The organism is Arthrobacter sp. MDB1-55 (assembly GCF_059092925.1).
In genome coordinates this window covers 1173308-1194687 of sequence record NZ_JBNHID010000001.1, presented here as the reverse complement: position 1 = coordinate 1194687, position 21380 = coordinate 1173308, and the positions used below count along the sequence as shown (strand labels likewise).

Annotated in this window: 22 protein-coding genes; 13 read left to right on the top strand and 9 right to left on the bottom strand. The window is 64.5% G+C overall.

Features of this window, described 5'->3' with window-relative positions; all coding sequences use genetic code 11:
- Positions 1–81: 81 nt before the first annotated feature.
- Positions 82–606: an O-acetyl-ADP-ribose deacetylase gene (locus AC5RU3_RS05710; protein WP_458117096.1), complete on the bottom strand. Its 525-nt coding sequence runs from the start codon at positions 604–606 to the stop codon at positions 82–84.
- A gap of 111 nt (positions 607–717) precedes the next feature.
- Between AC5RU3_RS05710 and AC5RU3_RS05705 the strand changes: the two genes are divergently transcribed.
- Together AC5RU3_RS05705 and AC5RU3_RS05700 are read left to right on the top strand one after the other, a co-directional pair.
- Complete coding sequence (locus AC5RU3_RS05705) at positions 718–2118, top strand: AMP-binding protein (RefSeq protein ID WP_493965019.1); 1401 nt, start codon at positions 718–720, stop codon at positions 2116–2118.
- Positions 2102–3274 (top strand): acetyl-CoA C-acyltransferase, encoded by a 1173-nt coding sequence (locus tag AC5RU3_RS05700; RefSeq protein ID WP_493965018.1) that lies wholly within the window; start codon positions 2102–2104, stop codon positions 3272–3274. The genes AC5RU3_RS05705 and AC5RU3_RS05700 overlap by 17 nt, the downstream gene beginning before the upstream one ends.
- Positions 3275–3336: 62 nt before the next feature.
- Here AC5RU3_RS05700 and AC5RU3_RS05695 read toward each other — a convergent pair whose 3' ends face one another.
- Genes AC5RU3_RS05695 through AC5RU3_RS05685 form a run of 3 tightly spaced genes read right to left on the bottom strand, consistent with a single transcriptional unit; the run spans position 3337 to position 5312 of the window.
- Entirely contained in the window at positions 3337–3969 is a 633-nt protein-coding gene (locus AC5RU3_RS05695) for an energy-coupling factor transporter transmembrane component T family protein (protein WP_493965017.1), read from the bottom strand.
- Positions 3966–4679 carry an energy-coupling factor ABC transporter ATP-binding protein gene (locus tag AC5RU3_RS05690; protein WP_493965016.1) on the bottom strand — a complete coding sequence of 238 codons (714 nt, stop codon included), beginning with the start codon at positions 4677–4679 and terminating at the stop codon, positions 3966–3968. The genes AC5RU3_RS05695 and AC5RU3_RS05690 overlap by 4 nt, the downstream gene beginning before the upstream one ends.
- A 9-nt stretch (positions 4680–4688) precedes the next feature.
- Positions 4689–5312, bottom strand: coding sequence for a biotin transporter BioY (locus AC5RU3_RS05685; protein ID WP_493965015.1), 624 nt, complete (start codon positions 5310–5312; stop codon positions 4689–4691).
- A 139-nt stretch (positions 5313–5451) separates the two neighbouring features.
- On the opposite strand from AC5RU3_RS05685, the gene AC5RU3_RS05680 reads away from it, so the two are divergent.
- Entirely contained in the window at positions 5452–7050 is a 1599-nt protein-coding gene (locus AC5RU3_RS05680) for an ABC-F family ATP-binding cassette domain-containing protein (protein WP_309072338.1), read from the top strand.
- On the opposite strand, the gene AC5RU3_RS05675 is transcribed toward AC5RU3_RS05680, so the two are convergent.
- The 3 genes from AC5RU3_RS05675 to AC5RU3_RS05665 are packed head-to-tail and all read right to left on the bottom strand — an operon-like array spanning position 7047 to position 8538.
- On the bottom strand, positions 7047–7862 hold the full coding sequence (locus AC5RU3_RS05675; protein ID WP_493965150.1) for an SURF1 family cytochrome oxidase biogenesis protein: 816 nt from the start codon (positions 7860–7862) through the stop codon (positions 7047–7049). The genes AC5RU3_RS05680 and AC5RU3_RS05675 overlap by 4 nt on opposite strands.
- Before the next feature lie 2 nt (positions 7863–7864).
- Positions 7865–8131, bottom strand: a complete 267-nt coding sequence (locus AC5RU3_RS05670) for a hypothetical protein (RefSeq protein ID WP_309072337.1) — start codon at positions 8129–8131, stop codon at positions 7865–7867.
- A complete protein-coding gene (locus tag AC5RU3_RS05665) occupies positions 8128–8538 on the bottom strand; it encodes a DUF3099 domain-containing protein (RefSeq protein ID WP_309072336.1) in 411 nt (136 codons plus the stop codon). The genes AC5RU3_RS05670 and AC5RU3_RS05665 overlap by 4 nt, the downstream gene beginning before the upstream one ends.
- A 114-nt stretch (positions 8539–8652) precedes the next feature.
- Here AC5RU3_RS05665 and AC5RU3_RS05660 point away from each other — a divergent pair, with 114 nt between their 5' ends.
- Both AC5RU3_RS05660 and AC5RU3_RS05655 read left to right on the top strand, forming a co-directional pair.
- Positions 8653–9396 carry a beta-ketoacyl-ACP reductase gene (locus tag AC5RU3_RS05660; protein WP_309072335.1) on the top strand — a complete coding sequence of 248 codons (744 nt, stop codon included), beginning with the start codon at positions 8653–8655 and terminating at the stop codon, positions 9394–9396.
- Between the two features lie 75 nt (positions 9397–9471).
- Positions 9472–10215 carry an SDR family oxidoreductase gene (locus AC5RU3_RS05655; protein ID WP_493965014.1) on the top strand — a complete coding sequence of 248 codons (744 nt, stop codon included), beginning with the start codon at positions 9472–9474 and terminating at the stop codon, positions 10213–10215.
- A gap of 34 nt (positions 10216–10249) precedes the next feature.
- Here the strand turns inward: AC5RU3_RS05655 and serB are convergent, their stop codons facing one another.
- Positions 10250–11131, bottom strand: coding sequence for a phosphoserine phosphatase SerB (gene serB / locus AC5RU3_RS05650; protein WP_309123850.1), 882 nt, complete (start codon positions 11129–11131; stop codon positions 10250–10252).
- A 157-nt stretch (positions 11132–11288) separates the two neighbouring features.
- On the opposite strand from serB, the gene AC5RU3_RS05645 reads away from it, so the two are divergent.
- The 5 genes from AC5RU3_RS05645 (at position 11289) to lplAB (ending at position 15223) form a co-directional block, all read left to right on the top strand.
- Complete coding sequence (locus tag AC5RU3_RS05645; RefSeq protein WP_309070387.1) at positions 11289–12074, top strand: ABC transporter ATP-binding protein; 786 nt, start codon at positions 11289–11291, stop codon at positions 12072–12074.
- Between the two features lie 18 nt (positions 12075–12092).
- A complete protein-coding gene (locus AC5RU3_RS05640; RefSeq protein ID WP_458117105.1) occupies positions 12093–12869 on the top strand; it encodes a sulfite exporter TauE/SafE family protein in 777 nt (258 codons plus the stop codon).
- Between the two features lies 1 nt (position 12870).
- Positions 12871–13683: a TrmH family RNA methyltransferase gene (locus AC5RU3_RS05635; protein WP_493965013.1), complete on the top strand. Its 813-nt coding sequence runs from the start codon at positions 12871–12873 to the stop codon at positions 13681–13683.
- A 120-nt stretch (positions 13684–13803) separates the two neighbouring features.
- Positions 13804–14058 carry a type B 50S ribosomal protein L31 gene (locus AC5RU3_RS05630; RefSeq protein WP_309070390.1) on the top strand — a complete coding sequence of 85 codons (255 nt, stop codon included), beginning with the start codon at positions 13804–13806 and terminating at the stop codon, positions 14056–14058.
- A gap of 91 nt (positions 14059–14149) precedes the next feature.
- The gene (gene lplAB, locus AC5RU3_RS05625; RefSeq protein ID WP_493965012.1) at positions 14150–15223 is read left to right on the top strand and encodes a lipoate-protein ligase LplAB; all 1074 of its coding nucleotides are present in this window, start codon (positions 14150–14152) and stop codon (positions 15221–15223) included.
- Positions 15224–15226: 3 nt separating this feature from the next.
- Here the strand turns inward: lplAB and pepN are convergent, their stop codons facing one another.
- A complete protein-coding gene (pepN, locus tag AC5RU3_RS05620; protein ID WP_493965011.1) occupies positions 15227–17884 on the bottom strand; it encodes an aminopeptidase N in 2658 nt (885 codons plus the stop codon).
- Between the two features lie 118 nt (positions 17885–18002).
- Here pepN and AC5RU3_RS05615 point away from each other — a divergent pair, with 118 nt between their 5' ends.
- The 3 genes from AC5RU3_RS05615 to AC5RU3_RS05605 are packed head-to-tail and all read left to right on the top strand — an operon-like array spanning position 18003 to position 21371.
- The gene (locus tag AC5RU3_RS05615; RefSeq protein ID WP_493965010.1) at positions 18003–19604 is read left to right on the top strand and encodes a circularly permuted type 2 ATP-grasp protein; all 1602 of its coding nucleotides are present in this window, start codon (positions 18003–18005) and stop codon (positions 19602–19604) included.
- Complete coding sequence (locus tag AC5RU3_RS05610; RefSeq protein ID WP_493965009.1) at positions 19597–20523, top strand: alpha-E domain-containing protein; 927 nt, start codon at positions 19597–19599, stop codon at positions 20521–20523. The genes AC5RU3_RS05615 and AC5RU3_RS05610 overlap by 8 nt, the downstream gene beginning before the upstream one ends.
- Positions 20520–21371, top strand: a complete 852-nt coding sequence (locus AC5RU3_RS05605) for a transglutaminase family protein (protein ID WP_309070395.1) — start codon at positions 20520–20522, stop codon at positions 21369–21371. The genes AC5RU3_RS05610 and AC5RU3_RS05605 overlap by 4 nt, the downstream gene beginning before the upstream one ends.
- Positions 21372–21380: the final 9 nt, after the last annotated feature.

The following is a 21380-nucleotide window of genomic DNA, read 5'->3' as shown; positions in this document are numbered from 1 at the left end:
ACGACCGTTCTGCCCGGAAGGGGGCGGCAGCGCACTGTGCGCTGCCGCCCTTTCTCCATTGGGTCGGATCCTGTGCTCGTGTCAGACGGTGCGGTTCGCGTGCACCTTCCGGAAGGTTTGAGCAAGGCCGGCGGAGAACAGGACGAACCTGACCTCCCGGACGCCGCCGTCGTAATCTGCGACGGCTGTGAACGCTGCCCCGGCCACCTCTTCCGGATCCCAGCCGAAGATGCCAGCGCTGATCGCCGGGAAGGCGATGGAGCGGGCCTCGAGTTCGTCCGCTACGTCAAGGCTGCGGCGGAAACAGGATTCCAGCAAAGCCGGGTCGGTCTGACCGGCATGGCGGTTTGGCCCGACGGTATGGATGATCCAGCGCGCCGGGAGCCTGAAGCCGGGGGTCGCTACTGCGTGACCGACCGGCAGTCCGTCAGGAAGCGAATCCCGGCGGAGAGCACGGCAGGCCTCCAGTAGGTCCGGGCCGGCTGCGGCATGAATGGCGCCGTCAACCCCGCCGCCCCCGAGCAGGGCTGAATTCGCCGCATTCACGACGGCGTCAACAGTCTGGGTGGTGATGTCGCCCTGGACGATCCGGATCTCCGCCGTCATAGGACAAGAGGGGTTTCATTGTGGCTGAAACGCAGCGCCGCCGAAGTGCTGGACATGGGCACCAATGTACTAACGTTTTGCGTACCTCCAGAAGAGGAAGTTCGTTCGCTTATGCCCTTCATCAATCGTCTGCTCCACTTCGCTGCGAGCGAACCCCTGCGCGCCGCCGTCGTTGTTGGTGACCGTAGATTGAGTTACGGCGAGCTTGCTATGCGTGCAGCCCGCCTCCGGCTGCCGGCGGGGAACCTCATTGGCGTCGACATTGCCGATCCGCTCGAGTTCACTGTCGCATTCACCGCCCTCGTCGGGCGGGGCAGGTGCGCCGCCGTTCTCGACCCGGCCTTGCCCGATGCGCTTCGCGTCAGGGTCCTCGATGAACTGAGGCCGGCAGCGATCCTCACCGGCGGAGCGGAGCACAGGGGCGATGCGCCGCCCCTGGGAGAGGCGCCGGCCGGCGCCCGCTTCTACTGCGGATTCACATCCGGCACGTCCGGCGTCCCGAAAGGATTTGTACGTACCGTGGGCTCGTGGTCGCGGTCCCTGGAACGGAGCGTTGACTGGTTCGGTGTCGCCCCCGGCCTCCGCGTGCTCGCGCCGGGTCCGTTGGCGGCCAGCCTCAGCCTGTACGCTCTGGCGGAGTGCCTCTTCGCCGGTGCGACCTTTCATGCCCCGGCACCCGGGGCGGCATCCGCGAAAGGCCCGCATCTGGCGGAGATCCTGCGCACCGAACGGATCGAGCACCTCGTGGCAGTCCCTTCCGCCTTACGGATCGCACTCGACCGCACGACGGGAACACTGCCCCACCTGCGCACGGTCGTCTCGGGCGGGTCCCGGCTGTCCCCGGCGGAAGCAGCGATCATCGGCCGCGCGGCACCCGCCGCACGGATCTTTGAGTACTACGGGGCATCAGAGCTCAGCATCGTCACCGCCAGACGCGTGGACGGCAACGCCGGGGACAATGTCGGACGCCCCTTTCCGGGCGTGCACCTCCGGATAGAGCGCGACGGCGCCACGCCGGAGAACCGGCCAGGGACGATCTTCGTCCGGACTGACACGGCCATCGAGGGATACCTGTTCGGCGATGACGGTCGCGCGTTCCAGCGGCACGGGGACTGGGTGACGGTCCAGGACCGCGGCTGGATTGACGACGACGGTGCCCTGCATCTGACCGGGCGGAACGGCGACATGGTGGTCGTCGCCGGTACCAATGTCTATCCGGCCGAGGTCGAGGCAGCCCTGACCGAGGCCGGCTACCCGTCCGCCGTCGTGGTCGGTGTTCCGAACGCCGGACGTGGTGCTGTCCTCGCCGCCGTGATCGAGGCGCCCGGAGGTACCGCTATCAACGTGCCGGTGCTGCGGGCCCGGCTGAAACAACTTCTGCCGGTGGGAAAGGTCCCGCGGTCACTTTTCCGGACAGCGTCCCTCCCGCTGACTGCAGCGGGGAAACCGGATCGTGCGGCGCTGCAGGCTGCCGTCCTGGCCAAGGAGAGTGAGCTTGAACCCATCGTTTGAGCCGGACTACCGCCGTCGGGCAGCAGTGGTCCTGTGCCGCCGTACTCCGTTCGGGCGGGTGCGGGGTGTGCACGCGGCAATCGAGGCTCACCAGCTGCTCGCCGCCGTCCTTCCTGCGGCCCAGCGTGACGCCGGGCTGGCTGCCGAAGACATTGATGATGTCATCGTCGGTAACGCCACTGGCGGCGGTGGCAATGTCGCGAGGCTGGCCGCCCTGACAGCAGGGCTTCCGAACGCGGTACCCGGCCTCACCGTCGACAGGCAGTGCTCTTCCGGGCTCGACGCTATCGTGCTCGCGTGCCGGCTGGTCGAATCGGGAGCCGGCGACTGGTTCCTCGCCGGGGGAGTGGAGAGCTGCAGTACAGCCCCGCTGCGGGCGCATCGCCTGACGTCCCTGCCGGGCGCTCCGGACTTCTATTCCCGCGCTCAGTTTGCGCCGGAGGAACAGGGCGATCCCGACGCCGGCGAAGCGGCCGAGAACGTCGCCGCCGCCTTCGGTGTCGGGCGGGAGCAGCAGGACCGGTACGCGTTGTCCAGCTATGCACGCACAGCCGCAGCGCATGACGCCATGGCCGCGGAGATCGTCCCCGTAGGGGGTTGCGGGGCCGATGAGACGTCACTACGCACGATGTCGGCTGCTCTCATGGCGCGGTTCCCGCCTGCATTCAGGACCGCCGGAAGCGTCACGGCAGGCAATTCGTGTGCCGACGCCGACGGCGCGGTGGTCGCCGTCGTCACAACCGTCGATCATGCCCGCGCCGCAGGTTTCGGGACCATCCTTGAATTTCGCGGCTCGGCCGTTTCGGGTGGACCGCCCGCACTGTTCGGGACCGCGGGCGCGTTTGCCGTGCGCAAGCTCCTTGACGGACTGCGGCTCTCTTCGGATGACATCAATACGTGGGAGTACAACGAGGCATTCGCCGCACAGGTCCTCGCATCGGCACTTTTGATCGGCGTTGCACCGGAGAATCTGAATCTTCACGGCGGTGCCCTCGCCTACGGGCACCCCTATGGGGCGTCCGGCGCCATGCTCGTTGCGAATCTCCTCCGCCAGGCGTCCCAGCGCGAGGACGACGGCGGCTGGTCGGTGGCGGCGGTGAGCGCCGCCGGCGGGGTCGGAACAGCGGCCGCTTTCCGGCCTGTGTCTCTACGGTAGGAGAGGTTTCTCGGGGGCGGAAACAGGATCAGAGCAGAAACAGGAGCGCGTACCGCGCCCGGTCAGCCGTCGTCGTCGGAGTCGGCGAGAGCGCGGGCAGCCAGCGCTTCACCTGTCTGGTGCGCATATGCCACTGCACCGATGAAGACCGGAAGGATGAGAGCGCGCGGATTGCGCTCGAGGCCGCGGGCGCGGGCGGCGTCGCGAGAGTCTTCAGCCGCCCCCACGAGGTAGGGAATACTGCGCAGCATGAGGGCGATGGTCAGCCCGAGACGCTCCGGATCCACGCCGAGTGGCCGGAGCGGGCGTGCCAGGAAGACCAGGCCGTCGAGCAGGCGCTGGCTCTGGGTTGTCAATGTGACGAGCAGTGCAGCCAGCACGCAGACGGCGATGTTCCCCACCACCGTGAAGGCCGTTTCGGGACCGGACCTGAACCACTGGAATGCTCCAAGAATCAGGATCAACGGCCACATCCTCAGCAGCGGCTGCACCAGCTCGCGAAGGGTGAGCCGCGCTCCGACAAGATAGCCCAGGACGACCAGGCCCAGGCCGACGAGGGTTGCAAGCGGCGAATTCAGCATGAGGACGAGGACTGACAGCGTCGCCACGGGCATGAACTTCGCCCAGAGGGGAGCAGCGTGCAGGAGCGAATTGCGTTCGACGTAGGCGCCCAGCAGGCTCGCGTGCCCCCTCATCGCCGCGGTTCCTCATGGGCGACATCCCGCACACTGAGACGCCGGTATGCAGCGACCGCCTCCGTTGGTTTACCGTCGAACACCACCCGGCCTCCGTCGATGACCAGGGTGCGGTCGGCCTGGAGGGCGAAGTCGAGCGAGTGCGTCGTGAAAACGACCTGCTGCTCCAGCCCGCGGAACATCCGGCGAACCCGTTCCTCATTACGCAGGTCCAGGAGGGTGGTCGGTTCATCGGCGAGCAGCACCTCCGGCTCGGTGGCAAGCACAACGGCAAGGGCGAGGAGTTGCCGTTCTCCGCCCGACAAGTCGTAGACACTCTGGTCGGCAAGGTGCACAAGTCCGAACCGGTCCAGCACCTTTTCGGCCGCGCTTCGCCGCTCCTCGGCGTTCCGGTGCCGGCGGCGCAGTGACAGCTCCACATCTTCGCGGCCCGTGGGCATGATCAGCTGGGACAGCGGGTCGGTGAACATGAAGCCGACTGCGCGTCGAACCGAGGAGCCCTTCCGCGCGGTGTCCAGTCCGTTGACCAGCACCTGCCCGGAGGTCGGCAGGACCAGTGAATTGATCAGCTTCAGCAGCGTGGACTTGCCGGAGCCGTTGGCGCCGATGATGCTGATGCGGTCTTCAGCCAGGGTCAGGTGCAGCGGCTCCAGGATTTGCCGTGTGGCGGGGTGCTCGGCCCTGACTGCGGCGCCCTTGAATATGATCACTGCGGCGGTTCAGGGACGGGACTGCAGGCGGGGGAACGCTTTGATGACGCTGAGACCGATTGCGGCCGCTGCCAGGTTCTTCAGGATGTCGCCCGGGAGGAAGACGACGTCCGCGGCGATTGCCGCGCCGAGGTCCAGTTTCGCGTTGATCATCATTCCGATGATGCCGAAGGGATGGGTGATGAGAAGACTCGTGATGGTGCAGGCGGCGAAGAGACCGAGGAAGCGGTGGCGGTCCAATCTGCGGAACACCAGACGGGCAAGGAACCCGACAAGGACCGCCGCAACCGGAAAGGCGATGATGTAACCGGCAGACGGACCGAAGAGTACGCCGATGCCGCCCCGGAACTGACTGAAGATGGGCAACCCCGCCAGCGCAACCGCAACATACAGCGTGAGCGCCGCTCCGGCCCGCCATGGACCGAGCACAATTCCCGTCACCATGATTGCCAGTGTCTGCAGCGTGATGGGCACCCCCACCTGACCGACCGGTATAGCGGGTAGGATGGCACTGACGGCCACAACGGCCGCGAACACCGCGATCAGCGAGAGATCGGTTGCATTCCAGGATCGACGCGCCCGCGCCGACACATCGGTGGGCGAGGAGTGCGGGGCCGGATTCGTCTGTTGCATCGTGAAGCTTTCTGTGGGATCTACACAACGGTGAGCTGTTACTTACCGAGATTAGTGCGGAGAGAACCAAACACTTTTGTAGGGTTCCTACAATATTGAGGCCCGGCGCGTGATGCCGGGACAGGAAAGGCCCAGCCACGTGATTACCGTGTCGAATCTTGAACTGCGCGCGGGCGCAAGGCTGCTGATGGACGAGGTCTCCTTCAGGGTGGACCGGGGGGACAAAATCGGCCTTGTTGGGCGCAACGGCGCCGGCAAGACAACCCTGACCCGCGTACTGGCAGGTGAAAGCCTGCCTGCAGCCGGGTCGGTCAGCCGCACGGGGGAAATAGGCTATCTGCCCCAGGACCCACGCACGCCCAACATGGAACAGCTGGCACGGGACCGGATCCTTTCCGCACGCAACCTGGATGTCGTGGTCGGAAAGCTCCGCCAGACGCAGGACCAGATGGCCAGTGAAGATACCGCAGTCCGAGACAAGGCCATGGCCCGCTACGACCGTCTCGAAGCGGAATTCCTCGCTCACGGCGGCTATGCGGCTGAGGCCGAAGCAGCGGCCATCTCCTCGAACCTTGCGCTTCCGGAGCGGATTCTGAATCAGCCGCTCAAGACGCTCTCGGGCGGTCAGCGCCGCCGCGTCGAGCTCGCGCGCATTCTCTATTCCGGCGCCGAGACGATGCTTCTCGACGAACCGACCAACCACCTCGACGCCGACTCGATCACCTGGCTGCGGGACTTCCTGAAAAACCATCAGGGCGGGCTGATCGTGATCAGCCACGACGTCGACCTGCTTGAGGCGACGGTGAACAAGGTGTTCCATCTCGATGCCAACCGGTCGACCATCGATCTCTACAACATGGGCTGGAAGCGCTATGTCCAGCAACGCGAGACGGATGAGCGGGCCCGGAAGCGGGAGCGGGCGAACACCGAGAAGAAGGCCCAGGTACTTCTCGACCAGGCCAACAAGATGCGTGCCAAGGCCACCAAGGCAGTGGCGGCCCAGAACATGGCCAAACGTGCGGAGCGGATGCTTTCGGGTCTCGACGAGGTGCGCGCGTCCGACCGGGTCGCAGCACTGCGATTCCCGGAACCTGCGCCCTGTGGCCGCACACCGATGACAGCGGAAGGACTCAGCAAGTCCTACGGATCGCTGGAGATCTTCACCGACGTCGACCTCGCCATCGACCGCGGTTCCAAGGTCGTGATCCTGGGTCTCAACGGTGCGGGCAAGACGACCCTGCTGCGGATGCTCGCCGGGGTGGACAAGCCCGACACCGGAAAGATTATCCCCGGGCATGGGCTGAAGGTGGGCTACTACGCCCAGGAGCACGAAACCCTCGATACCAACCGCACCGTGCTTGAGAACATGCGTTCCTCCGCACCGGATATGCGCGACGCCGAGGTGCGCGGCATTCTCGGGTCGTTCCTGTTCTCGGGTGACGACGTCGACAAGCCCGCCGGTGTGCTCTCCGGCGGCGAGAAAACCCGGTTGGCACTCGCGACTATCGTGGCGTCGTCGGCCAACGTGTTGCTGCTCGATGAACCGACCAACAACCTGGACCCCGCCAGCCGCGCTGAGATCCTCGGAGCGCTTCGGAACTATTCGGGCGCAGTCGTCCTCGTCAGCCACGATGAGGGGGCTGTGGACGCACTCAACCCGGAGCGGGTGGTGCTTCTGCCCGACGGCGTCGAGGACCTGTGGAACGACGAATACCTTGAGCTGGTGACGCTGGCCTAGAGCCCGCGGGCGTCGAGGATGGCGTCCTCTTCCTCTTCGGAGGAAGGGCGTCGTCGGACACGGACGGGAGCCGCCGGCGCATCCTCGTCTTCATGGTCGATGCGGTATTGCTGCCTTGCCGCATAACCCAGCCCCACGAAGAGAAGCACGCCGAAGGCGAACCACTGCATGGAGTAGGACAGGTGGGGGCCGAGGTCGATGGCCGGCTTGGCCGGGGCCACAGGCGCAGTGGCAGGAGCCGGCGTCTCACCGGCCAGCAGACCATAGGAGGCAGTGGCGATGGGGTAGTCCAGCTGCTGCCCGTAGGTGGTGAGATCGATCGAAGCGAGCTGTCCTTCCGGCGCCGACCGGTCCAGCGCCGGCTCGGCGGGCCGGATGCGCGCGACGACGGTGACCTCGCCGTCGGGGGCCGCCGGAACGTCGTCCGGCCGGCCGGCCTGGTTATTGCCGATGGGCAGCCAGCCGCGGTTGATGACAACGGCGCTGCCGTCCTCCAGCTTCAGCGGCACCAGAACCTCATAGCCCGGCTGACCGTTGAGCGGCCGGTTGCGGACGATGCGCTGGTTGGGGGAGTCATACTCACCAACAAGCGTGACAGGTGTCCATTCAGCCGCATCGTCGAACGATGTGAAGAGCTGCGGGGCGTAGGGAACCGGCTCCTGATCGTAGTTGGCCTGGACCGTGTTTACAGTGGCGGCGGCCTGGTCCCGCCGGTCCAGTTGCCACAGACCCAGGGCGGAGCAGGCCGCGGCCAGCACGAGGACGAGCGCCAACCAGCCGAACCAACGCGGTGTCGCCAGATATTTCAGGATATTCACGACGACGCCGGACTGCCTTCCAGCGGGAGTGTCTGCTTCCAGAGGCCGCGCGTAACCAGGTAATCCTGAAGCCACTCCCGGTGCTCCGGACAGGCCAACCAGACCTTCCTGCGGTCCGGTGTATGGATGCGCGGGTTATTCCAGAGAAGTTGCCAGGACGCGTTCTGCCCACACGCCTTGCGGGAGCACTTGGGGCCTCCGGACACAGCAGGCCCTTCGGCTGCCCGCGGCGCAGCGCCGGAGAGCTGGTCGAAAATGCTCATGCTGCCCCTTCCCTCCCGTGTGGTTCCTGCTCCGTGTCCGGTTCGTCCGGAATGATCTCGCCCTGCAGCGTTACCGGCCCTTCATCCTCGGCGACCGGGCGCGGAGGTTCGAGTTCCGGTGCCGGCGCCCGCTCCAGCAGCGAGTCGCTGTGGGTCAGGTTGCTGGTGTCGCTCCCGCCGTTCGCGATGATGACCGCGAAGTAGGGCAGGAACACCGCTCCGGCGATCATCACCCACTGCAGCCATCCCTCCACCACAAACACGAGGATGAGGCAAACCATGCGGATTCCCATCGAGAGGGAATACTTGATCATCCGCTGGCGCATCTCATCACTGTGAGCTTCGCGGGCATCACTGATGTTATGGATTTCCGGACGGCGCTTTGACTGATGGTTCAGCTTGAACATCACACTCCAAGGGACTCTTCTATTGTCTCACTCCCTTAGCCGTTGTTAAAGTTCCCGGTTTCGCCGCTAGGATCGAACGGACGTAGGCACCGCACCATCCGAAAGGACCCCTCCGTGCAGGAACAGAACACCGCTGGAACGCCCGACGAGAAGACCGGACGCAGCGTTCTGGTGACGGGGGGCAATCGGGGGATCGGGCTGGCTATCGCGCAGTCCTTCCTTGCCAACGGTGACCGCGTTGCCATCACGTACCGCAGTGGCGACGTTCCGGAGGGCATGCTCGGAGTGAAGGCCGACGTCACTGACTCGGAGCAGATTGACACAGCTTTCCGCGAGGTCGAGGACGCTCACGGACCTGTTGAGGTGCTGATCGCCAACGCAGGAATCACGCGGGACACCCTGCTGCTTCGCATGAGCGAGGCCGACTTCACCGACGTGGTCGACACCAACCTCACCGGTTCGTTCAGGGTCATCAAGCGGGCCAGCAGGGGGATGATCCGCCTGCGCAAGGGACGAATCGTGCTGATCTCGTCAGTCTCCGGCCTGTACGGTGCACCCGGTCAGATCAACTATTCCGCATCGAAGGCGGGCCTGGTCGGCATCGCCCGCTCCCTGACACGGGAGCTTGGTTCCCGGGGAATAACGTGCAATGTGGTTGCTCCAGGCTTCATCAACACGGATATGACGGCAGCACTGCCGGAGGAAACCCAGCAGAACTACCTGTCCTCCATCCCGGCAGGCCGATTCGCCGAGGCGGACGAGGTCGCGAACGTTGTCCGCTGGGTCGCGAGCGACGAAGCCGCGTACATTTCCGGTGCCGTCATCCCGGTCGACGGCGGACTTGGAATGGGTCACTGATCCAGGCCGTCAGGCAGCCTGAATAACGATCCATCAACGCAACAGACAAAATCCGAATCAAGGAGACCATCGCTCATGGGCGCACTGGACAGCACAACTGCAATTGTTACGGGTTCGTCCCGCGGTATTGGGGCGGAGGTGGCGAAGCTGCTGGCAGAGCAGGGTGCCGCCGTCGTCGTCAACTACCGTCAGAAGGCACCCCGTGCCAACAAGGTGGTCGCCGGTATCGAGGCCGCGGGTGGCCGCGCAGTGGCCGTTGGCGCGGACCTCACAGCACCTGAGGGTGCGCAGGCGCTCGTCGATGCGGCCGTTGAGAATTTTGGCGGACTCGACCTGCTGGTCCTCAACGCCTCCGGCGGCATGGAGACCGGTCTGGGCGAGGACTACGCACTCAAGCTGAACCGGGATGCACAGGTCGGTATGCTCTCGGCGGCGCTGACGGTCATGAAGCCCGGCTCCCGTGTGGTTTTCGTCACGAGCCACCAGGCACACTTCATCAACTCGGTTCCAACCATGGACGCCTATGAGCCTGTCGCGCGCAGCAAGCGCGCCGGCGAGGATGCGCTTCGCGAGATGGTTCCAGCGTTGACCGAGCAGGGCATCACGTTCGTGGTGGTTTCCGGCGACATGATCGAGGGCACTGTAACCGCCACCCTGCTTGACCGGGCCGCCCCCGGCGCAATCGAAGCACGACGGCAGGTAGCAGGACGCCTCTATTCAGTCGAGGAGTTCGCGGCGGAGATCGTAGCCATGGCTACCGCGGATGTTCCCACGGGTCACACGGAGTATGTGGGCGGCGCCGAGCACTTCACCCGCTGAGCTAGCCGCTCCGCGCTCTACTCCGGGGCCGGAACTACAGCCGCACGAAGTGGCGGACTACGTCCAGATGCGGGAAGTTGACGGCGGCGTCAGCCGCCGCCCGCACCGCGGGCTTGGCGTTGAAGGCAACGCCAAGCCCGGCCGCCGCCAGCATGTCGAGGTCGTTGGCTCCGTCGCCCACGGCGACCGTGCGTTCGAGCGGAATGCCGGCTGCCTCGGCCCAGGCGCGCAGGCAACGCTCCTTCTCCGCACGGTCCACGACCGGGCCGATGACCGAACCCGTCAGGGTCCCGGCATCCACACCGAGTTCGTTGGCCTTGGCATGGGTGAGCTTCAGCCGCGCAGCGAGCGGCTCCAGAATCTGGCTGAACCCACCCGAGACGACCGCCACGAGATGGCCCGCGTCAAGGAACGCCTCCACGAGATGTTCGGCTCCCTCACTCAGTTCAATCCGGGTGCCGACGTCCTCGATGACGCCTTCGGCCAGCCCGGCGAGCACAGACACCCGTGCGTGCAGGCTTTGGGCGAAATCGAGTTCTCCGCGCATCGCTGACTCTGTCACCGCCGCCACCTCGGCCTCTCGGCCGGCGTGTGCAGCAAGGAGCTCGATGACCTCCTGTTTTATCAGCGTTGAGTCCACATCCATGATGAGAAGCTTGGTTCCCTCGCTGAGGAGCGCGGGAGGTACAACGGCAATTCCAATGTCGTCGGAGATCAGCGGAGCGAGCGCGGTCCGCAACGTATCGATGTCGTTGTCCGAACTGACAGTCAGGCTGGAAACCTGATACCTGCCGCCGTTGTCCGTACTTTCGCCGACGACGACGGCGCCCGTCGTTTGCATGGCGCGGCGCACCTTTGATTGATGCGAATCCTCCAGTCGGGTGCCGTAGCTGACCACCCTGAACATCTCCGTCACGTGCGCGCATGGCCTTTCATCGGTCCGACTCTCACCTGTCATTATGATGCTCAGCGCAGTGGCCGTGAAACCGGCGCAGGGCGGGGTCTAACGGGTGCGTCACGTCCTGACGGTTGATTTAACGTTCAAGGCCGCACTTGGCCTAGTGTCTACTGTCATGAGTGATGTTCTGGAACTCTCCGGGGTAAGCCTTGTCCGTGGAGGGAAGGCGCTCCTGGACGACGTCGACTGGCAGGTCCGCGAAGGTGAGCGCTGGGTGGTCATGGGACCGAACGGTGCCGGCAAGACGACCCTGCTGCAGATCGCTGGTGCCCGGATTCATCCCACCCGCGGGGTCGCCGGAATACTCGATGAAGTGTTGGGCGCCGTCGACGTCTTTGAGCTGCGCCCGAGGATCGGCCTCGCCTCCGCTGCGCTGGCCTCGCAGATCCCTGAACACGAAACCGTTCTCAACGTTGTGGTCACGGCCTCGTACGGAGTGACCGGGCGCTGGCGTGAGCAGTACGAAAAGCTGGACGAGCGTCGAGCCTTCAAGCTGCTCGACACCTGGGGTGTGTCCACGCTGATGAACCGCCCGTTTGCTTCCCTGAGTGAGGGTGAGCGCAAGCGCGTGCAGATAGCACGTGCCCTAATGGCCGACCCCGAACTCCTGCTGCTGGACGAGCCCGCTGCCGGCCTGGACCTGTCCGGGCGGGAGGACCTCGTCGCGCGCCTGAGCGAACTGGCCGCAGATGAGGATTCACCCGCGATTGTCCTGGTAACCCACCACCTTGAAGAGGTGCCGCCGGGCTTCACCCACGCCATGCTGATGCGGGAAGGCGCCGTGGTGGCAGCTGGACCCATCGGCGAGGTTCTAGTTGCAGACCTCTTGAGTGAGGCGTTCGACATGCCCCTCCAGGTCACGCATCGGGACGGCCGCTACAGTGCCGTAGCCCGTTCCTAGCGGACCGGTACGAACTTCGTGGACCTACTGCGCGACGGCCTGATCCTCCTCGGTGGCCTTTGGGCCGGAACCATCAACACGATCGTCGGCTCCGGAACCCTGGTGACCTTCCCCATCCTCGTGGCTCTGGGCTACGCACCGGTGACGGCCACCATCAGCAACGCGATGGGGCTCGTGGCCGGTAACGTATCCGGCGCGTGGGGGTACCGGGAGGAGCTGAAGGAACACAGAAGAACCCTCGCAAAGCTCTTGCCCGCTTCCTTGCTCGGCGGCATCACCGGTGCCGCCCTGCTCCTGAACCTTCCGGAGACGGTCTTCGAGATCGTCGCGCCGTTCCTGATCGTCGTTGCCCTGGGGTTCGTGATCTTCCAGCCGAAGCTGCAGCGCTGGGTCCGCCGTCGTGCGGAATCGAAACCGCCTACCCGGTCCCACCCGCTCGCATTGACGGTGCTGGTATTCCTGGCCGGCGTGTACGGCGGCTACTTCGTCGCAGCGCAGGGCATCCTGCTCGTCGGCATCCTTGGTGTCTTTCTGCACGGCACCATGCAATCGGCCAACGCGATGAAAAACGTGCTGGTGCTGGGCGTGAACCTTATTGCGGCCGTTTCCTACATGATCTTCGCCTTCGACCGGATCGAGTGGTGGGTTGTTCTGCTCATTGGCATCGGCTCCCTGATCGGCGGCATCATCGGTTCAAAGGTCGGCCGTCGGCTTTCCCCCGTGGTGCTACGCAGCGTGATCGTCATCCTTGGCCTGGTTGCCCTTTACGCGATGATCGCGCGGCTGGTGAGCTAGGTTGCCGCTGGAAATACTCACTGACGCGTCAGATCCCCGCGTCACCGATTACACCGGCCTCACCGACACCCAGCTGCGTCGGCGGCGGGAACCGGCGGAGGGCCTCTATATCGCCGAAAGCACGAAGGTGCTCCGCAGGGCGATCGACGCCGGTCATACTCCTCGTTCCTTCTTCCTGACGGACAAGTGGCTGCCGGATCTCGAGGACGTCCTTGGCCGGTTTCCGGACGTGCCCGCCTACGTTGGCTCTGAGGCCGTGCTCGAGGAGATCACCGGTTTTCATCTGCACCGCGGAGCGCTGGCGGCCATGAACCGGCCCGCCCCGCGCGGCGTGGAAGACGTTCTGCGCGAAGCGCGCCGCGTCGTCGTGCTTGAGGACATGGTGGATCACACCAATCTTGGCGCCGTGTTCCGCTCCGCTGCGGCGCTCGGCATCGACGCGGTCCTGGTTACTCCGCGATGCGCGGATCCTCTGTACCGCAGGGCAATCCGCGTCAGCATGGGAACCGTATTCCAGGTCCCCTGGGTCAGGCTTGAATCCTGGCCGGACAGCATCAGCACCCTGCGCGACCTCGGTTTCCTGGTGGCAGCGCTGGCCCTTGAGCCGGGGTCGATCGAATTGCAGGAGCTGTCACAGCGAAACCCTGAACGCCTTGCTCTAGTCCTCGGTACTGAAGGTGAGGGGCTCTCTCCACAGACCATCGAAAGCTCGGATCTCATCGTCCGTATTCCCATGAGCAATGCCGTCGACTCGCTCAACGTTGCAGCAGCGGGGGCCGTCGCCTTCTGGGAGTGCCGCCGTCGTACCGGCTGACCGGCGGGCGCTTTTACGGATCGGGAGCAGGTGCGGTAGAGTTGGTTGCTGGCCTGCGGGCCGCCAACTTTCACATCACCGGTGTCTGGCAAAATCCAGGCAACTACAGAAGGTACTCCTATGAAGTCTGATATCCACCCCAAGTACACAGCGGTGGTCTTCCGCGACCTCGCTTCCGAGAAGTCTTTCCTCACCCGTTCAACGGTCACCTCTGACAAGACCGTCGAGTGGGAAGACGGCAACACCTACCCGCTGGTAGAGGTGGAAATCTCCTCGGAGTCGCACCCGTTCTACACCGGCAAGCAGCGCATCATGGACTCTGCCGGTCGCGTTGAGCGCTTCAACCAGCGCTTCAAGGGCTTCGGCAAGAAGTAGCCTCGTTTAGTCTGCGCCGCTGGGCCCGAACCGGAATTTCCGGTTCGGGCCCAGCGCTTTAACCGAAGTACAAAGTGGCGGCAGGAGGATTATGGGAAAGGCATCAATGCGGCAGCATCACGGGGAGTTCAAGGTGCCGGGGGGCAAGCTGGTCGTCGCGGACACCGATGTCGTCGGCGGCAAGCTCAGCGGCGTATCCATCAACGGTGACTTCTTCCTGGAACCGGATGAGGCCCTCGACGACATCAATGCCGCCCTTGAGGGCCTGCCCGCCGACACCCTGCACGGAGACCTGGCATCGGCGATCCGCCGGAGGATACGCGCAGACGCGCAGCTGTTCGGATTCTCGCCCGAGGCGGTAGCCACGGCCGTCCGGCGAGCCCTCGGGAAGGCTTCATCGTGGGCGGATCATCAGTGGGAGATCATCCCTCCCACGCCTCTCTCCACGGCCATGCACGTAGCCATGGACGAAGTGCTGACGCGCGAAGTGGGAGCCGGCCGGAGGAATCCCACCCTGCGCTTCTGGGAATGGGAAAGCCCGTCCGTGGTCATCGGCAGCTTCCAGTCCGTGCGCAACGAGGTGGATGAGGAAGCCGTCCGCCGTCACGGTGTGAACGTGGTCCGTCGGATCAGCGGTGGGGGAGCGATGTTCATGGAGCATGGAAACGCCATCACGTACTCCCTCTACATCCCGCAGTCGCTGGTGGACGGGTTGAGTTTCGCTGATTCCTACCCCTTCCTCGACGACTGGGTCATGGAGGGATTGAGGCAACTCGGCATCTCGGCGTGGTACCAGCCGCTCAACGACATCGCCACTGACCTCGGCAAGATTGGCGGCGCGGCCCAGAAACGACTGAGCAACGGCGGCATGCTCCACCACGTGACGATGTCCTATGACATCGATGCCGACAAGATGCTCGAGGTCCTGAGGATCGGCCGGGAGAAACTCTCGGATAAGGGAATCAAGAGCGCAAAGAAACGGGTGGATCCTCTCCGCCGGCAGACGGGACTGGCCCGCGAGGAGATCATCCAGATACTGAGCGACACCTTCCGGAAGCGGTATCAGGCCACGGACGGTTCGCTCAGTCCGGCGGAAATGTCGGCAGCGCAGTCTCTGGTCGAGGAAAAATTCGGTACCGACGAATGGCTCTACCGGGTTCCGTAGGCCTCACCCCGCAGAAGCCGGTTGCCCCTCCAGCCGACCGCGGGCACCTTCTCCGCTGGTTTGCACGGCCTGGGCGCGGAGTCGGCGCATCAGATGATCACGCTCCTCCAGCACAATTCGGCGCAGCGACTGTGGGGCATCGGCATGCTCATCCAGCCATGCGTCCGTCAGCTGCACCACGGGGTGGTCCACAGGTAGCTCGCCGGACTGGAGGTCCTGATGTGCAGGAAACAATCCGCGCACAATCCTGGCAGACATTTCGATCGGCAATTCGCGCCATACCCGGTCGATCTCATGAAAATAAGCGGCGACGTAGGGCTCGTGCAGCTCTTTGGGACCCTCCTGAAAGCCCAGGATGGTCGCGCTGAGCAACTCGTTGGAGAGCCTGTCGCCGAAGACCACTTCCTTCCAGGCCTTCGCCTTGACTCCCGCGTCCGGGAAGGCTGTGCAGGCGGTTGTGAAGCCGGAGCGTCCCGCTGCGGTGTGGTCGCGCTGCAATGCGGCTTCAAGCTCGTCGACTGTCGCAAGATTCTGTGCAGATAGCGCCTGCCAGAATTGCCATGTCAGGTCGTCGTCGATGACCAGTCCGTCAATCGACACGGATCCCTCTAGGAGCCCTCGCAGCAAGGGTGCGTGGACTGCGGTCTTTCGAGAGATCGCTGCGAGCGCGCGAGCCCACACCAACTGATGATCGGAGGCGGGTTCAGCGCTGCGGAGCCCACGCATCAGAAAGGCCGCGAACCGCTCACGCAGAGCCGGACGGTCCGCCGCGGGAGCATAGTGTTCAATGGCGTGCCGGGCGTTCTGGAGCAGCTGCTGAAGGACCCCCACGCCTTCCTCGGCTGGAGCAGTGCGCTCGACAGCGTTCACATAGTCGTTTGCGGTTAACAGTGCGTCTCGCGTCGAGGACCAGAGAGCGGCCAGACAGACGGCCCGCGCCAATGGCTCCTCGAGACGATCGCCGGCGGCAAGGAGAGTTGTCAGGGAGCGCTCATCGAAAACAAGCTTTGCGTAGGTGAGGTCGTCGTCGTTGATCAGGAGGAGGTCGGGCTGCCGGCAGCCGACCAGTTCCGGAACTTCGGTTCGGGCGCCGTCCACCATCACGCTGTGGTAGGCGGTGCGGAGCAGCCTGCCGTTTACGTCCAGTGAGAAAAGACCCAACCGGATACGGTGCGGGCGGGGGGCCGATGTCCCGGTCACGGGGTCGTCGGCTCGCTGGAGGATCGCAACGGACGTGTACGCGCCGTCGCCGTCGGTGCGCACTTCGGCCTCCAGTTGCGGCACGCCGGAGGTCTGCAGCCAGCAGCGGGCCCACTCTGACATGTCCCTGCCGGAGGCGGCGCTGAGCGCACTCAGCAGATCGACCAGTGCCGTATTCGAGAAGGCATGCTCCCGGAAATAGGATCGTGCGGCCCTGGTGAATGCGTCGAACCCTGCATATGCGACCAGCTGCTTGAGTACCGATGCGCCCTTGGCGTAGGTGATGCCGTCGAAGTTGAGCTTCGCAGCCTCCAGATCGACAATATCGGCGACGATCGGGTGAGTTGACGGGAGCTGGTCCTGGAGGTAGGCCCAGGACTTCCGGCGCGTGGCGAACGTGACCCAGGACGTAGCGGATCCCAGTGCTTCCGCAACCGCAAGTGCTCCCGAGAAGTCGGCGAAGGACTCCTTCAGCCAAAGGTCGTCCCACCAGGTCATTGTCACAAGGTCGCCGAACCACATATGGGCCATCTCGTGCATGATCGTGTTGTCGCGCGCCTCGTATTGGGCATGGGTAGCCCGGGAAGTGAAGACGTAGGACTCCGTGAAGGTCACCAGCCCCGGATTCTCCATGGCGCCAAGGTTGTACTCAGGCACAAAAGCCTGATCGTACTTCCCAAAGGGATAGGGGTAGCGAAACAGGTCATGGAAGTACGTCAAACCGCGCCGGGTCGTGTCGAAGATGCGCTCTGCGTCCAGGTGTTCAGCGAGCGAACGGCGGCAGAAGAGCGACAGAGGGATCGTCAGTACCTCGCCGTCACCGACGATCCCGGTCCAGCTATCCGTCACTGATGCGTACGGACCCGCAAGCACGGTCGTGATGTAGGTGGAGATGCGCTCGGTGGGCTTGAAGTGCCAGGTGGCCGAACCGTCGTCGTGCTGGTCCCGGCTGTTCTCGGAACCGTTGGAGGCGACCGTCCAGGATTCGGGCGCGCGGACGTGAAAGCTGAAGGATGCCTTGAGGTCGGGCTGTTCGAAGCAGGCGAACACGCGCCGTGCGTCCGCCGGTTCGTACTGGGTGTAGAGGTAGGTTGCATCGTCGGCTGGGTCCTGGAAGCGGTGCATGCCCTCACCGCTTCGGCTGTAGAGGGCAGTCCCCTCCACGATGACGGTGTTCCGCGCTGCAAGATTCGGAAGAAAAATGCGTGCGCCGTCGACTGCCTGCACTGGATCGAGGACCTCGCCATTGAGGATGACGGCCGCGATGCCAGAGTGGATGAAATCGAGGAAGGTGCCCGCGCCGGGGGTCGTGCAGTCGAAGGTGATTTCCGTACGGGAGGAGAAACCGGGGTTCTGACGGTCTTCGGCCGTGCGCAGGTCGAGCGCTACATCGTAGCTGGTGACGCTGATGATTGCTGAGCGGCCGGCCGCCTCATCGCGGCGCAGATTTTCGTTGTGCACCGGCCTATTCAACCACGGCCCGCCCAGGACCTACCGTGGAGACGGAACGGGCGGTTGCCGAAGACCCGGAGCGTCGCGCCGGTAGGTAAACAAGGCCGATGCATGGCAATGTGGTGCCATGTCCGAGCTCTTTGAAGACTATGCAACAGCGGCCCGCCGTACGGTCGCCTACGACGAAATGTTCGATGGCGCGAACCTTCCACGCACGGAATACCGACCGGTCGCGGCCGCCCTTGGGGAGCTCAACCTCGCCGATGTGACGGCCCGGGCAGATTCGATGGCCCGGACGTTCCTCGATCGCGGAGTAACCTTCGATTTCGCGGGGGAGGAGCGCCCGTTCCCACTGGATATCGTGCCGCGCGTCATCGCCGGGTCGGACTGGGACCATCTCGAGCGGGGAGTCGCCCAGCGGGTCCGTGCGTTGGAGGCCTTCCTGAACGATGTCTACGACAAGATGGCCGTTGTCAGCGACGGCGTCATTCCCCGTCGCCTGATCACCTCCTCGGCCCACTTTCACCGTGAAGTTGCCGGGTTCGACCCCGCAGGCGGGGTGCGGGTACACATCTCCGGTATCGATGTGGTGCGCGACGACGAGGGCACCTTCCGCGTCCTTGAAGACAATGTGCGGGTCCCCAGCGGAGTCAGTTACGTCTTGGAGAACCGGCGCGCGATGGCGAAGGGCCTTCCCGAAGCGTTCGGCCAGCAGCACATCCGGCCGGTCGAGGAGTACCCGCGGCGCCTGTTGGCCGCGCTGCGCAAAACCGCGCCTCCCGGCGTGGAGGATCCTACCGTCGTCGTCCTGACACCCGGCGTCTTCAATTCGGCCTACTTCGAGCACACCTTGCTCGCCGGCCTCATGGGGGTCGAACTGGTTGAGGGACGGGACCTCATCTGCAGGGGCAACAGGGTGTACATGCGTACCACCGCCGGTGAACAGCGTGTCGATGTGATCTACAAGCGAATTGATGATGAGTTCCTTGACCCCCTTCAGTTCCGGGCAGATTCCGTGCTCGGCTGCCCCGGCATCGTCAACGCGGCGCGGGCCGGGATGGTGACGATCGCAAATGCAATAGGCAACGGCGTCGCCGATGACAAGCTGGTTTATACATACGTTCCGGACCTGATCCGTTACTACCTCAGCGAGGAACCGATCATTGCCAACGTCGATACCTTCCGGCTGGAGGAGCCGGCGGCACGGGAAGAGGTGCTCGACCGGCTCGATGAACTCGTCGTCAAACCCGTGGACGGTTCCGGCGGCAAGGGGCTGGTCATCGGTCCCGACGCGACTGCCGACGAACTGAATGCGCTTCGCGGGCGTATCCTCGCCGATCCCCGCGGATGGATCGCGCAACCTGTCCTGCAGTTGTCCACCGTACCCACCATGTCCGGCGGTCAATTCAGTCCCCGTCACGTGGATCTGCGGCCCTTCGCAGTCAATGACGGCGAAAACGTGTGGGTCCTGCCCGGTGGTTTGACGCGGGTGGCCATGAAGGAAGGCTCGCTCATCGTGAATTCAAGCCAGGGAGGGGGTTCGAAGGACACCTGGGTGGTCGACGGACAGGCCGACAGCCCCGCTGCGCCGGAGTTGATTCCCCTGAGGGAGCATGTCAGTGTCTGGCCGGTTGAGACGGGATGGCGCGACCGCCAGCCGGAGCAACAGCAACAGCAGCAGCAGCAACAGCAACGCAGTCGCGAGGAGGAGGTGTCGGGCGATGCTTAGCCGGATCGCAGAGTCCCTGTTCTGGATTGGCCGGTACGTCGAGCGCGCCGACGGGACAGCACGAATCCTCGATGTTCACCTTGAGCGGCTCAACCAGATGCCGCACCCCGTCCAAAGTGACGTGTCGCGCCAATTGCTCGGCGTTATGGGCAGCCGGCCGCAGACTGAGGACTTCGGCCTGCCCGAGCTTCTCGAAGCGTTGGCTTTCGACCGGAGCAGCGCGACCTCGATCGCCGGTGCACTTGGGGCCGCCCGTGAGAACGCACGCCGGGCAAGGGAAACTGTTTCGGGCAGCGTCTGGGAGGGATTGAACACCACTTGGTACGGGCTCACTCAGCACCGGAAGGACGTTGTCGGAACCTACCGCTTCTGCCACTGGGTTCTTGAACGCACGGCCATGGTCCGTGGCCTTTCAGACACCACCATGAGTCATGACGAAAGCTGGCAGTTCCTCGTGCTGGGAAGAAGCCTCGAACGGGCCGACATGACCGCGCGGATGCTCTCCACGAGGGACGTCCACGCCTCGGGTCTGTCCTGGGTGAATATGCTGCGCTGCGCCGGAGCCTACGAGTCGTTCCTCCGCACCCGCAGGGCTTCCTTCGGTGAGCAGCACGCGGCGCAGTTCCTTCTTCTGGACCGCCTCTTCCCGCGGTCAATCATGTACGCGCTGAGCGACGCCGAGAAGTGCCTGGCGAAACTGAACCCCGAGTATCAGCGGGTCGGCTTCATCAACGATGCAAGCCGGATTGTCGGCCAGGCGCGCACGTTCCTTGAGTTCCATCAGACGGACGATCTGATGTCGGAACTGCCGGAGCACATGGAAAGAGTTCAGAAAGCGTGCGCACGTGCGTCCGACGCCGTCGCACGCACGTATTTCTCACAGGCAGCGGAGCTGTCCTGGGTGGGGGAGGTCTCATGACCCGTTTGCTGATCGAACACCGCACGGGGTACGACTACCTGCGCCGCGTCTCACTGTCGTACAACGAAGCCCGCATGACTCCGCTCACGGATTCCCAGCAGGTGGTCCTGGAGTCCACCATCAGCCTGAACCCCACCAGCGCGGCCATGGCGACCTACCGGGACTACTGGGGCACGCGGGTAACCTCATTCGATGTGCAGGTTCCGCACGATCGACTCGAAGTATCCGCCCGGACGCTCGTCGAGGTGAGCCGCACTGAACGAATTCCCTCACCGGAGGAAGTGGTGAGCTGGGAGGATTTGCGGTCCGACGACGTCGTAAATGACTACGCGGACTGGTTGCCGCACACCCATCTGACCAAGCCGAATGACGAGATTCGCGCTTTGGCAAGCGAGGTAACCGATGGCCAGGATCCGCACACCGCGGCTCACTCCGTCTTCGACTGGCTGAAGGGCGAGATGCAGTACGTGCAGGGAGTCACGGGTGTTCAATCCAACGCGCGTGATGCGTGGGCTGAACGTCAGGGCGTGTGCCAGGATCTCGCGCATGTCGCGATAGGCGCGCTCCGCAGCCTTGGCATTCCGGCCCGATACATTTCGGGTTATCTCCATCCGCGCAGGACGGCGGCCGTCGGGGAGGCAGTAGCCGGCCAGTCACATGCCTGGGTCGAATGGTGGGACGGCGAATGGCGCGGCTGGGATCCGACCAACAGCGGTCCGGTCAGTGACTTCCACGTATCCGTGGCGCGCGGCCGCGACTACCGGGACGTCTCGCCGCTCAAAGGCATCCTCTCGGGCGGCGGCGGGTCCACGCTCAACGTGACGGTCGAGATCAAGCGCGTAGCCTAAGCAGGGCAG

What these genes read in the sequence shown, in the direction of transcription:
- AC5RU3_RS05710 (WP_458117096.1), bottom strand. Translation starts at nt 606, where the DNA reads ATGACGGCGGAGATCCGGATCGTCCAGGGCGACATCACCACCCAGACT.
- AC5RU3_RS05705 (WP_493965019.1), top strand. Translation starts at nt 718, where the DNA reads ATGCCCTTCATCAATCGTCTGCTCCACTTCGCTGCGAGCGAACCCCTG.
- AC5RU3_RS05695 (WP_493965017.1), bottom strand. Translation starts at nt 3,969, where the DNA reads ATGAGGGGGCACGCGAGCCTGCTGGGCGCCTACGTCGAACGCAATTCG.
- AC5RU3_RS05685 (WP_493965015.1), bottom strand. Translation starts at nt 5,312, where the DNA reads ATGCAACAGACGAATCCGGCCCCGCACTCCTCGCCCACCGATGTGTCG.
- AC5RU3_RS05670 (WP_309072337.1), bottom strand. Translation starts at nt 8,131, where the DNA reads ATGAGCATTTTCGACCAGCTCTCCGGCGCTGCGCCGCGGGCAGCCGAA.
- AC5RU3_RS05665 (WP_309072336.1), bottom strand. Translation starts at nt 8,538, where the DNA reads ATGTTCAAGCTGAACCATCAGTCAAAGCGCCGTCCGGAAATCCATAAC.
- AC5RU3_RS05655 (WP_493965014.1), top strand. Translation starts at nt 9,472, where the DNA reads ATGGGCGCACTGGACAGCACAACTGCAATTGTTACGGGTTCGTCCCGC.
- AC5RU3_RS05645 (WP_309070387.1), top strand. Translation starts at nt 11,289, where the DNA reads ATGAGTGATGTTCTGGAACTCTCCGGGGTAAGCCTTGTCCGTGGAGGG.
- AC5RU3_RS05630 (WP_309070390.1), top strand. Translation starts at nt 13,804, where the DNA reads ATGAAGTCTGATATCCACCCCAAGTACACAGCGGTGGTCTTCCGCGAC.
- lplAB (WP_493965012.1), top strand. Translation starts at nt 14,150, where the DNA reads ATGGGAAAGGCATCAATGCGGCAGCATCACGGGGAGTTCAAGGTGCCG.
- AC5RU3_RS05615 (WP_493965010.1), top strand. Translation starts at nt 18,003, where the DNA reads ATGTCCGAGCTCTTTGAAGACTATGCAACAGCGGCCCGCCGTACGGTC.
- AC5RU3_RS05610 (WP_493965009.1), top strand. Translation starts at nt 19,597, where the DNA reads ATGCTTAGCCGGATCGCAGAGTCCCTGTTCTGGATTGGCCGGTACGTC.
- AC5RU3_RS05605 (WP_309070395.1), top strand. Translation starts at nt 20,520, where the DNA reads ATGACCCGTTTGCTGATCGAACACCGCACGGGGTACGACTACCTGCGC.